This window comes from Nocardiopsis sp. NPDC057823, assembly GCF_042797335.1.
Lineage (GTDB): Bacteria > Actinomycetota > Actinomycetes > Streptosporangiales > Streptosporangiaceae > Nocardiopsis > Nocardiopsis changdeensis.
The window spans coordinates 387,806-399,515 of the sequence record NZ_JBHVLR010000001.1; the positions used below are offsets into that span (position 1 = coordinate 387,806).

10 protein-coding genes are annotated in these 11,710 nt (G+C 73.3%); 8 read left to right on the plus strand and 2 right to left on the minus strand.

Annotated features, from left to right (window positions below; translation table 11 throughout):
* Nucleotides 1-359 precede the first annotated feature (359 nt).
* Nucleotides 360-1,592, minus strand: coding sequence for a class I SAM-dependent methyltransferase (locus ACFVNO_RS01835; protein ID WP_355256137.1), 1,233 nt, complete (start codon nucleotides 1,590-1,592; stop codon nucleotides 360-362).
* A gap of 245 nt (nucleotides 1,593-1,837) precedes the next feature.
* Between ACFVNO_RS01835 and groES the strand changes: the two genes are divergently transcribed.
* From groES to ACFVNO_RS01870, 7 genes are all read left to right on the plus strand, one after another.
* The gene (gene groES, locus ACFVNO_RS01840) at nucleotides 1,838-2,149 is read left to right on the plus strand and encodes a co-chaperone GroES (protein WP_220564839.1); all 312 of its coding nucleotides are present in this window, start codon (nucleotides 1,838-1,840) and stop codon (nucleotides 2,147-2,149) included.
* A 117-nt stretch (nucleotides 2,150-2,266) separates the two neighbouring features.
* A complete protein-coding gene (gene groL / locus ACFVNO_RS01845) occupies nucleotides 2,267-3,874 on the plus strand; it encodes a chaperonin GroEL (RefSeq protein WP_355256141.1) in 1,608 nt (535 codons plus the stop codon).
* Nucleotides 3,875-4,141: 267 nt separating this feature from the next.
* Nucleotides 4,142-4,783, plus strand: coding sequence for a sigma-70 family RNA polymerase sigma factor (locus ACFVNO_RS01850; protein WP_378888460.1), 642 nt, complete (start codon nucleotides 4,142-4,144; stop codon nucleotides 4,781-4,783).
* 400 nt (nucleotides 4,784-5,183) lie between these two features.
* Nucleotides 5,184-6,677 carry an IMP dehydrogenase gene (gene guaB / locus ACFVNO_RS01855; protein WP_355256145.1) on the plus strand — a complete coding sequence of 498 codons (1,494 nt, stop codon included), beginning with the start codon at nucleotides 5,184-5,186 and terminating at the stop codon, nucleotides 6,675-6,677.
* 147 nt (nucleotides 6,678-6,824) lie between these two features.
* Entirely contained in the window at nucleotides 6,825-7,931 is a 1,107-nt protein-coding gene (locus ACFVNO_RS01860; protein WP_220565525.1) for a GuaB3 family IMP dehydrogenase-related protein, read from the plus strand.
* Between the two features lie 208 nt (nucleotides 7,932-8,139).
* Complete coding sequence (locus ACFVNO_RS01865; RefSeq protein ID WP_355256148.1) at nucleotides 8,140-8,946, plus strand: lytic transglycosylase domain-containing protein; 807 nt, start codon at nucleotides 8,140-8,142, stop codon at nucleotides 8,944-8,946.
* A 66-nt stretch (nucleotides 8,947-9,012) separates the two neighbouring features.
* Nucleotides 9,013-9,555, plus strand: coding sequence for a hypothetical protein (locus tag ACFVNO_RS01870; protein ID WP_378888464.1), 543 nt, complete (start codon nucleotides 9,013-9,015; stop codon nucleotides 9,553-9,555).
* Here the strand turns inward: ACFVNO_RS01870 and ACFVNO_RS01875 are convergent.
* The gene (locus tag ACFVNO_RS01875) at nucleotides 9,552-10,046 is read right to left on the minus strand and encodes a MarR family winged helix-turn-helix transcriptional regulator (protein WP_220564844.1); all 495 of its coding nucleotides are present in this window, start codon (nucleotides 10,044-10,046) and stop codon (nucleotides 9,552-9,554) included. The genes ACFVNO_RS01870 and ACFVNO_RS01875 overlap by 4 nt on opposite strands.
* 147 nt (nucleotides 10,047-10,193) lie before the next feature.
* Between ACFVNO_RS01875 and ACFVNO_RS01880 the strand changes: the two genes are divergently transcribed.
* Entirely contained in the window at nucleotides 10,194-11,591 is a 1,398-nt protein-coding gene (locus ACFVNO_RS01880; RefSeq protein ID WP_355256155.1) for an MFS transporter, read from the plus strand.
* Nucleotides 11,592-11,710 lie beyond the last annotated feature (119 nt).

Consider the following 11,710-nt stretch of genomic DNA (forward strand, 5'->3'; position numbering starts at 1 on the left):
CGACACCTGGCCCGGGGGAATGGACGGTGGGTGTTCCGGGCAGGTCGGGTTCTCGATGGTCCCCGGGCGGGCGGCGGTCCCGCAGGCGTTCGCGCCTCACTGTGATCAGAGTGTGACTGTGTGTATACGCGCGAGGCAAGGGGCCAGCGTCGACCGAACCGCGTTGCGGATCACTCACGCACGGCCTTCCGGGTGAACCCATGAGAAGGGAGGGAATCGCGGCCCCAGTCTAACGACCCGGAGAGCCCTCCCCCCAGGGGATCGGGAAAGATATCCGCCCTGTGAGATAACGATCCGATACCTCGGGTCCTACTCTGGGTGACCGCCCCCTCCCGGCCGGACCGGGCCGTCGTTCCAGGTCAGGCCGCCGTCGCGGACGTCTCGCGGCACAGCAGCGCGAAGGGCCGCTCCCCGATCCTGGTGAGCACCACCGTGGCCGTCCCGGGGCCGGAGGGCTTCAGGTCGCGGCGCAGCTTCTCGGTGTCCACCGCGGACCCCCGCTTCATCACCGTCACCGTGCCCACCCCGCGCTCGCGCAGCGCGGCCCTGAGCCGCTTGAGGGAGAAGGGCAGGACCTCCTCCACCTCCAGCACCCGCCACAGCGGGGAGCGCACCGCCGTGTCCGCGGTGAAGTACGCGATCCGCTCGTCCAGCAGCGCCCCGTCCACCCGGGCCGCCGCCTCGGCCACCAGGTGCGAGCGCACCACCGCGGGGTCCGGGTCGTACAGGTACCGGCGCGCCGGGGCCACCGGTGCCGGCCCCAGGCCGGGGTCCTCGTCCAGGTGCGTGCGCGAGCCGTCGCGCTCGGACAGCACCGTGGCCCGGCGGCGCGGCCCGCCGGCCAGCGCCCCGAACCACAGGGCCGCCTCCTTCAGCTCGCCGTCCACCGAGATCCACTCGGTGTCCGCGCCCGGGGCCAGCGCCTCGTGCGGGATGCCCGGGGCGGCCTTCAGGCACGCCGCCTCCGCCCCCTCGGCCAGGGCCACCGCCACGTCCCAGGGCGGGGAGTAGGCGGCGGGGTCGAACACCCGGCCGCGCCCGCCGCGCCGGGCCGGGTCGCACACCAGCAGCGGGTACTCGCCCGGGGAGACCTCCGTGACGTCGCCCTCGCGCACCCGGGCCGTGCCCTCCAGGCCCAGCGCCCCGATGTTGGCCCGGGCCACCGCCGCGGTCGCGGGGTCCAGCTCCACCCCCTCCACCGGGATCCCCCGGGCCGCCAGCGCCAGCAGGTCCGCGCCGATCCCGCAGCACAGGTCGCCCGCGGGGCCCGCGTGCGCCCGCGCCACCCGCTCGGCCCGGTACTCGGCGACCGACCGGCGGGTGGACTGCTCCAGGCCGTTCGGGGTGAAGTACATGCGGTCCGCCAGGGCGCCGAACTTGGCGCGTCCGCGAACGCGCAGCGAAATCTGGGTGAGGACCGCGTTCACCAGCTCGGAAACGGGTAGGCCGGGGTCGAGGGCGGCCACCCGAGGGTCCTCGCGCAGCCGGGAGGCCGCCGCCAGTGCGTCCCGGGCGGCCGACCCGGCGTCCACCGACGCCAGGACCTCCCGGCCCGCTTCGGTCAGCAGGGCCTCGAACGCGGGCGCGCGCATGGATCTCCTTCGCCGGGGTGGAGCGGCCCCGCACGGTGCCGGGTCCGGTAACGCCGCTGACCAGGGGTCACGGCCACATTTCCATTCTGGCACTCTCGGGGGTAGAGTGCTAATCGCGACGAGGCCGGTCTGGCACCCGCGACGACAGGCCGCCGCGGTCGCCCCTTTTTCTCAGCCGGTCCGCGCTCTCACGCGTGCGGACCGGAAGTACTGGACACCGAAATCCTGAAGGGGGAGGTCACACAGTGTCGACCGCCACCAAGACCGTGCTGAAGCCGCTCGAGGACCGCGTCGTGGTCAAGGCCCTGGAGGCCGAGCAGACCACCGCCTCCGGCCTGGTCATCCCGGACACCGCCAAGGAGAAGCCCCAGGAGGGCGAGGTCCTGGCCGTGGGCCCGGGCCGCTGGGACGACGAGGGCGAGAACCGCATCCCGCTGGACGTCCAGGTCGGCGACATCGTCCTCTACAGCAAGTACGGCGGCACCGAGGTCAAGTACGACGGCCAGGAGTACCTGGTCCTCTCCGCCCGCGACCTCCTCGCGGTCGTCGAGAAGTAGTCCTCGACGCGGCCCGCTCGCACGGGCCCGGAGCAGTATCCGCATCCCGCACCGGTCGGCGCCTCGCCGGGCGGGCGGGATGCCTGTTTTTGGCCAGGCCTACCAAGGAAGAACGGAATGCCGAAGATCCTGGAGTTCGAGGACGGCGCCCGCCGCGCCCTCGAGCGGGGCGTCGACCGCCTCGCCGACGCCGTCAAGGTGACGCTGGGCCCGCGCGGCCGCAACGTCGTCATCGACAAGAAGTTCGGTGCCCCGACCATCACCAACGACGGTGTGACCGTCGCGCGTGAGATCGAGCTGGACGACCCCTACGAGAACCTGGGCGCCCAGCTCGTCAAGGAGGTCGCCACCAAGACCAACGACGCCGCGGGCGACGGCACCACCACCGCCACGGTGCTGGCCCAGGCGCTGGTCCGCGAGGGCCTGCGCAGCGTCGCCGCCGGCGCCTCCCCGATGTCCCTGAAGAAGGGCATCGACGCCGCGGCCGCCAAGGTGTCCGAGATCCTGCTGGAGCGCGCCCGCCCCGTCGAGGAGCGCGCGGACATCGCCTACGTCGCCACCAACTCCGCCCAGGACGCCCAGATCGGCGACCTGATCGCCGAGGCGTTCGACAAGGTCGGCAAGGACGGCGTCATCACCGTCGAGGAGTCCCCGACCTTCGGGCTGGACCTGGAGTTCACCGAGGGCCTCCAGTTCGACAAGGGCTACATCTCGCCCTACTTCGTGACCGACGGCGACCGCCAGGAGGCGGTGCTGGAGGACGCGCAGATCCTCATCAGCCAGGGCAAGATCTCCAACCTGAACGAGCTCCTCCCGCTGCTGGAGAAGATCGTCCAGAACAAGAAGCCGCTGCTGATCATCGCCGAGGACATCGAGGGCGACGCCCTGGGCGCCCTGGTGCTCAACAAGATCCGCGGCACCCTGAACGTCGCCGCGGTCAAGGCCCCCGGCTTCGGCGAGCGCCGCAAGGCCATGCTCCAGGACATCGCGATCCTCACCGGCGGCCAGGTCATCGCCGAGGAGGTCGGCCTCACCCTGGAGAACGCCGACGTCGACGTGCTGGGCAACGCCCGCCGCATCACCGTCACCAAGGACACCACCACCATCGTGGACGGTGCCGGCGAGCAGTCCGAGGTCGAGGACCGCATCTCCCAGATCCGTAAGGAGATCGAGGCCAGCGACTCCGACTGGGACCGCGAGAAGCTCCAGGAGCGCCTGGCCAAGCTGGCCGGCGGCGTCTCGGTGCTGCGCGTGGGCGCGGCCACCGAGGTCGAGCTCAAGGAGAAGAAGCACCGCCTCGAGGACGCCATCTCGGCGACCCGCGCGGCCATCGAGGAGGGCATCGTCGCCGGTGGCGGCGCCTCCCTGGTGCACGCCTCCACCGCCCTGGACGACCTGGGCCTGACCGGCGACGAGGCCACCGGTGTGGGCATCGTGCGCCGCGCCCTGACCCAGCCCGCCCGCTGGATCGCCGAGAACGCCGGCGCCGAGGGCTTCGTGGTGGTCCACCGCGTCTCCGAGATGGAGGTCGGCCACGGCTACAACGCCGCCAAGGGCACCTACGGCGACCTGACCGCGGAGGGCATCATCGACCCGGTCAAGGTCTCCCGCTCCGCCGTGCAGAACGCCGCCTCCATCGCGGGCATGCTGCTGACCACCGAGGTGCTGGTCGCGGACAAGCCCGAGGACGAGGGCGACGACGACGGCCACGGCCACGGCCACTGACGGACCGCGGCGGACTCCGTCCGCGGACGCCGGGGTGGGCCGGTCCGGGGTGCTCCCGGACCGGCCCACCGGTCTGTGCGCGGGGGCCGGGCCGCCCGCGTCCCCCGGGGGCGGCGGGCCCGGGGTCGAGAAGGTGTGCACTATCACGTACGCTTCGGGTTTGACCGCACGCGCCGATCCGTTTTGGGGTGAATTTCCCAAAACGTAACCATTCCGTAGTTGGCGATTGGAGCGGTCAGGTCGGCGGACGGGGGCATGATCACTAGCGTGACGGATGCAAACGCCCGGGGGGGCGTTACCGCGCAGCGGCCAGGAACACCGGGGGAACCCGATCCCGCGTCGCGCGACACCGGCCTGAACCACCTGGGGTCGCGGGCGGTCCGGGGTGAGGACGGCGCCATGGACTCGCTGCTCCGCGAGGTCCGCCCCATGGTGGTCCGCTACTGCCGTGCCCGGCTGGCCCGGGTGTCCGGTCTGGCGCACTACTCCGACGACGTGGCCCAGGAGGTCTGCATCGCCCTGCTCTCGGCGATCCCGCGCTACCAGGACCGGGGCCGCCCCTTCGCCTCCTTCGTCTTCGGCATCGCCGCGCACAAGGTGGCCGACACCCTGCGCGGTGCGGGCAGGGTGGAGCTGGTCTCCAGCGACACCGTCCCGGACCGCCCCGACGAGGCGCCCGGGCCGGAGGAGGCCGCGGTGCGGGTCATCGAGGCCCAGCGCGCGCGGGAGCTGCTCGACGAGCTCCCCGAACAGCAGCGCCGACTGCTGGTCATGAGGGTGATAGCAGGACTGACAGCGGATGAGACGGGACATGTACTTGGAATGTCGGCGGGCGCGGTACGGGTTGCCCAGCACCGGGCTATTGCTCGGCTTCGGCAGGTGGCCGTGGCGAACCGCCTCCTCCCCTGAGCGCGCCGGGCGCCCGGGCGACGGGCGCCGCCCCTGTCCCGACCGCCCCCGCGTGTACGCGGCCTGCCGGGCCCTGGGCCCCGTCCGCTACACCCCGCGCCGCCGCCACTGAGCCGCGCCCGCCCCGCGCCCGCCGCGGACGGGCGGGGAAGAACACGCGCACCCACCGGTGTTGACCTGGGCAGGGTCCCTCCCGGCCCGCGGCCGATCAGCTCCGCCCCGCGCCGTCCGATCTCAAACAGTGAGACTGCTCACTTTCACGCCCGAGCGGCGGGGAGAACGCCCCGTTCCCCCCGACCCCACCGGGGCGACGACCTAGGATGAGACGACACGCGGGGGCGAGCACCGCGCGGGCGCGCCGGAGGGCCGGCGTGCCGGAGCGAGCAGCGGAGGTTGTGTCATGGGTCAGGAGAACATCGGCGACTACGGGGACAAGCTGCTGCCGCCGGGGTTGACCTACGACGACGTGCTGCTCGTACCGGCCTACTCCGACATGCAGCCCGGCGAGGCCACCACCGCCACCCGGCTGTCCCGCAACATCCGCCTCAACATCCCGCTGCTGTCCGCCGCGATGGACACCGTGACCGAGGCCCGCATGGCCGTGGCCATGGCCCGCCAGGGCGGCGCCGGCGTGCTGCACCGCAACCTCTCCGCCGAGGACCAGGCCGCCCAGGTGGACCTGGTCAAGCGCTCCGAGGCCGGCATGGTCACCGACCCGGTCACCTGCAAGCCCGAGGACACCCTCGCCGACGTCGAGCGCCTGTGTTCGCACTACCGGATCTCCGGCGTCCCCGTCACCGACGACTCCGGCCGCCTCGTGGGCATCGTCACCAACCGCGACATGCGGTTCGAGAGCGACCGCGGCCGCCTGGTCCGCGACGTCATGACCACGCGGAACCTGGTCACCGCGCCGGTCGGCGTCAGCCGCGAGCGCGCCTTCGAGCTGCTGCGCGAGAACAAGGTCGAGAAGCTCCCGCTGGTGGACGCCGACGACCGCCTGCGCGGCCTCATCACCGTCAAGGACTTCATCAAGAGCGAGCAGTACCCCGACGCCACCAAGGACGCCGACGGCCGCCTCGTCGTGGGCGCCGCCGTGGGCGTGGGCCCGGAGGCCACCGAGCGCGCCAAGCTGCTGGTCGACGCCGGGGTGGACTTCATCGTCGTGGACACCGCCCACGGCCACTCCGCCGGCCTGGCCGACATGGTCGCCAAGCTCAAGGCCAACTCCAGGGCCGACATCGTCGCGGGCAACGTGGCCACCCGCGCCGGGGCCCAGCTGCTGATCGACGCGGGCGCCGACGCCGTCAAGGTCGGGGTGGGCCCCGGCTCCATCTGCACCACCCGCGTCATCGCCGGTGTGGGCGCCCCGCAGCTCACCGCCATCCTGGAGGCGGCCAAGGCGTGCGGCCCGGCCGGCGTCCCCCTCATCGCCGACGGCGGGCTCCAGTACTCCGGCGAGATCGCCAAGGCCATCGCCGCCGGCGCCAGCAGCGTCATGCTCGGCAGCCTGCTGGCCGGTGTGGAGGAGAGCCCGGGCGAGCTCATCTTCATCAACGGCAAGCAGTTCAAGGCCTACCGCGGGATGGGCTCGCTGGGCGCCATGCGCGGCCGCTCCTTCTCCAAGGACCGCTACGCCCAGGCCGACGTCTCCTCCGAGGACAAGCTCATCCCCGAGGGCATCGAGGGCCAGGTGCCGTTCCGCGGCCCGCTCCAGGCGGTCGCCCACCAGCTCGTCGGCGGCCTGCACCAGTCCATGTGGTACGCGGGCACCCGCACCCTGGACGAGCTGCGCGAGCGCGGCCAGCTCATGCGCATCACCAGCGCGGGTCTGCGCGAGAGCCACCCGCACGACATCCAGATGACCGTCGAGGCGCCCAACTACAACGGCCGCTGACACACCGCCGCGCAACGGGCCGTCCGGAGTCCCTCCGGGCGGCCCGACCCGTTCCCGGAACGGGGCGGATAGACTCTCGGCGGTAGTGAACGCACCGGTCGCACCGGCCGGGGCAGCACGTCAGAGGGGATCGAAGCGTTGGCTCAGGTGGAGATCGGGCTGGGCAAGAACGGGCGCCGGGCCTACGAGCTCGACGAGATCGGCATCGTGCCGGCTCGGCGCACGCGCGACCCGGAGGAGGTGTCGATCGCCTGGCAGATCGACGCCTACCGGTTCGAGACGCCGCTCGTGGCCAGCCCCATGGACAGTGTGGCCTCGCCGGACACGGTCGTGGCGATCGGCCGCCTGGGCGGCCTGGGCGTCCTCGACCTCGAAGGCCTGTGGACCCGGTACGAGGACCCGGCGCCGCTGCTGGCGGAGATCAGCGAGCTGGACGACGTGGCCGCCACCAGGCGGCTGCAGGAGATCTACGCCGCCCCCATCCAGGAGGAGCTGATCGGCCGCCGGATCGAGCAGATCCGCGACGCGGGCCTGGTCACCGCGGCCCGCCTGTCCCCGCAGCGCACCGCGCAGTACCACAAGGCGGTCGTCGACGCGGGCGTGGACATCTTCGTGATCCGCGGCACCACGGTGTCCGCCGAGCACGTGTCCGGGCGCGCCGAGCCGCTCAACCTCAAGCAGTTCATCTACGACCTGGACGTCCCGGTCGTGGTCGGCGGCTGTGCCACCTACACCGCCGCCCTGCACCTGATGCGCACCGGCGCCGCGGGCGTCCTGGTCGGCTTCGGCGGCGGCTCGGGCCACACCACCCGCTCCGTGCTGGGCGTGGCGGTGCCGATGGCCAGCGCCATCGGCGACGTCGCCGCCGCCCGCCGCGACTACCTCGACGAGTCCGGCGGCCGCTACGTGCACGTCATCGCCGACGGCGGCATGACCACCAGCGGCGACATCGCCAAGGCCCTGGCCTGCGGCGCCGACGCCGTCATGGTGGGCTCTCCGCTGGCCCGCGCCACCGAGGCGCCCGGCGCCGGCCACCACTGGGGCAGCGAGGCGCACCACGGCGAGCTGCCGCGCGGCGAGCGGGTGCGGGTCGGCACCATCGGCGACCTGTCCGCCATCCTGCACGGCCCGGCGTCCACCAGCGACGGCTCCATGAACCTCATGGGCGCGCTGCGCCGCACCATGGCCACCTCGGGCTACACCGACCTCAAGGAGTTCCAGCGGGTCGAGGTCGTGGTCAACCCGCACCGCTGACGGGTGTCGCGGGGGCGTGCCGGGGAACCGGCGCGTCCCCGCTTTTCGTTGTGCTCCCGGAAAGGCTCCGGGAGCGGTGTGCAACCATGTTCCGGCCGTCGGCGTCACACGACCCGACGATTCCGAAGGGTTCTGCGAGGGAAGGGGTGGGGCTTTGGGCAGGGGTACCCGTGACGGGCGGGGCAGGGGTCCGCTCGTCGCCGTCTGCGTGACTCTGGCGCTGTGCCTGGCACTGACCGGCGGCGTGCTCTTCGCCGTCGACCGGGTCTCGCGGTCGCTCTCCGACTGGGAGCCCCCGTCGTCGGCGGCCGGCGGGCCGCCGGACGGCACCATCGAGACGCCCCCGCACGACCAGCTCACGGGCCCCCCGGCGTCGGCCGAGGTCAACCCGGCCGAGCCGGACCCGGTCTCCTCGGCGGGCGCCGACGAGCAGCAGACGCCCGGGACCGGGCCGCGCGCCGCCGACGACTGGCTGGAGCAGGTCTCCGGCGCCACGACCATCCCGGTGCGGGCCCTGGAGGGCTACGCCGGCGCGCAGCTGGCGCTGGCCGAGGAGCTGCCCTCCTGCAACCTGTCCTGGCCGACCCTGGCGGGCATCGGGTTCGTGGAGTCGCGGCACGGCACCTACGCGGGCGGCGAGATCGGTCCGGACGGCGTCACCACCGTGAACGTCATCGGCATCCCGCTGGACGGCACCAACAACACCCGGGCGATCCCCGACACCGACGGCGGCCTGCTGGACGGCGACACCACCTGGGACCGGGCGGTCGGCCCGATGCAGTTCATCCCCGGGACCTGGGCGCGGTGGGGCACCTCCGCCTCGGGGGCCGGCGATCCCGACCCGCACCAGATCGACGACGCCGCCCTGTCCGCCGGCCGCTACCTGTGCGCGAACGGCCGCGACCTGAGCACCGCACAGGACTGGGAGGCGGCGATCCTGTCGTACAACCGCTCCCCGGAGTACGTGGCCGACGTCCTGGCCTACGCCCACGCCTACGCCGACGCCTCGGCCTGACCTGCGGTCACGCTCGGGACCGGGGGGCGGATCGGGCGGTTCGGACCCCTGCGGGAGAATCCGGGTGTGGACACTCGACAGGCGCTGCTGCGCCGCATCCGCATCTGGATCTGCCTGTTCATCGTGGGCCTGGTGTTGAGCGGCGTCACCGCCTTCCCCCTGCCCGCCGAAGTGCGGCTGCTGGACTCCCTGCTGGCCGGTCCGCTCGCGCCGGTGTCCGAGGCCGCGCCCTGGCTGGCCGACTGGGTCTCCCGGGTGCGCGCCGGTCTGGACACGGTGGAGGCGGAGCAGCCGTTCGTCCTCTACGGCACCGACTGGCTGGCGTTCGCGCACCTGGTCATCGCGGTGGCGTTCATCGGCCCCTGGCGGGACCCGGTGCGCAACATCTGGGTGATCCAGTTCGGCATGATCGCCTGCGTGATGGTGGTGCCGCTGGCGCTGATCTGCGGCCCGATCCGGGGCATCCCGTGGCTGTGGCAGCTGATCGACATCTCGTTCGGCGTCTTCGGGATCATCCCGCTGCTCATCGTGCACCGGCTCATCCGCCGGCTGGAGGCGGCCGAGGCCGCCCGGCCCGGCCTCGCCCCCGTACCCGACCCCGCGGCCTAGAGGTCCTGGAGGACCCGGGTGGCGTGGTCCTCCGCGCCCGGGGCCAGCCGGGCCAGCAGGGTGCGGGAGATGTCCAGCAGCTGCGCCTGCTGCTCGGGGCTGAGCAGGTCGAACATGTTCTCGCGCATGCTGCGCACGTGTTCGACGCCCGCGGTGCGCAGGGTCTGCGCGCCCTTGTCGGTGAGCTTGGCGAACCAGCTGCGCCGGTCGCTCTCGCAGTGCACGCGCTCCACGAACCCGCCCTCGGCCAGCTTGGCCACGGCGTGGGAGATGCGGCTGGGGCGGGTGTGGGTGATCTCCGCCAGCTCGCTCATCCGCAGCGAGCGGCGGTGCGCCTTGGAGAGCAGGACCAGCAGCTCGTAGTAGGTGAGGGGGAGCCCGGAGGACGCCTGCACGTCCCGCTCCACCTGCTGGTCGAGCAGCCGGAACGCCAGTGTGGCCGCGTCCCAGGTCCGCTCCTCGTCCGTGTCCAGGCATCCTTCTGTGCTCATGCCGAGATGCTAGCACGCTGAACAGTTGCGTACTGGAATATCTCTGCGTTAGTGTCCTCCTGAAAGTTCCAGTGCTGAACTATCCACGAATGGTCCAGTGCTGGAATATCCAGCGCTCAAGCACTTTTCCCGGAAGGGACGCCCCTCATGACCTCCGCCGAACCCCGGACCGCGGCCGGGACCCGCACCCGCACCGCGGGTACAGCGGCCCTGGCCCTCCTGGCCACCGCCCACTTCACGCTGTCGCTCGACTTCAACGTCGTCTACATCGCCCTCCCCGAGATCGGCCGGGCCCTGGGCCTGGGCGCGGCGGCCCTGCCCTGGGTGGTCAACGCCTTCGCCCTCGGCTACGGCGGACTCCTGCTCCTGGGCGGCCGCGCCGCCGACCGGCTCGGCGCCCGCCTCATGCTCGTGCTGGGCGCGCTCCTGCTCGGCCTGGCCTCCGTCGCGGGCGCCCTGGCCTCCCACGCCGGCGTCCTGATCGCCGCCCGCGCCGCCCAGGGGGTCGGCGCCGCCGCCCTCTTCCCCGCCACCCTCGCCCTGATCGGCACCGCCTTCCCCGCCGGTCCCGCCCGCAACCGGGCGATGGCCGTATGGGGCTCGGCCGGTGCCTTCGGCGCCCTGGCGGGAGGGGCCGTCGGCGGCATCCTCACCAGCGCCTTCGGCTGGACCGCCGTGTTCTGGGCGATCGTCCCGCCCGCCCTGGCGGTGGCCGCGCTCGCCCCCCGCCTGCTGCCCGCCGACCGGCACCGCCCGGACCCGCGCGGCTTCGACCTGCCCGGCACCGCGCTGGTCACCGCGGGCGCGCTCCTGCTCGTGTTCGGGGTCTTCCGCCTCCAGGAGTCCGGATGGATCTCGCCCGACGGCGGCGGCGCCCTGCTGCTGGGCCTGCTGGCCCTGGCCGCGCTCGGGCCCGTCGAACGCCGGTCCGCGAGCCCGCTGCTGCCCGCCTCCCTGCTGCGCGACCGCCACCTCCTGGTGGCCATGGGGCTGATCCTCGTCCTCATGGGCGTCGTCGCCACGCTGCACTACGTGTACACCACCCACGTCCAGGGCACCCTGGGCCTGGACCCCTTCCTCGCGGGCCTGGGCTTCCTGCCCCAGGGGGTGGCCGCCATGCTCGGCTCGGCCCTGCTGCTGCCCCGCCTGCTGGAGCGCTGGGGCGTGCGCACCGCGCTGTTCGCCGGAACGGTCGGCGTCGGCCTCACCTCCGCGGCCTTCGCCCTCGCCCTGGCCGCCGACTCCTACTGGGCGGTGCTGCCCGCGGTCGTCCTGCTCGGCGTCACCGCGGGCACCGTCTACCCGCTCGTGTTCACCGCCGCCGGGAGCGGGGTCGGCGAACGCGAGCAGGGCGTGGCCTCCGCCGCCGTCTCCACCGTCCAGCAGGTCGGCGGCGCCCTGGGCCTGGCCGTCCTGGCCGCCGTCGCCGGGGCCTGGGGCGGCCTGGGCACCGCCTCCCTGGTCGGCGGGGCCGCCACCGTCGCGGTCGCCTTCCTCGCCCTGCTCCTGCCGCGTCCGGCGGCGGACCGGCCCGCCGCCGGGTGACCCGCCCCCACGCGTGGCGTCCCGTGCGGCGCCCCCGGGCCCGGTTAGCCTGGGGGCGCCGCTCCGGTGGGCGGACCGCCCCGGTGGGTATGCGCTGGGGAGGAGGAACCATCGCGACG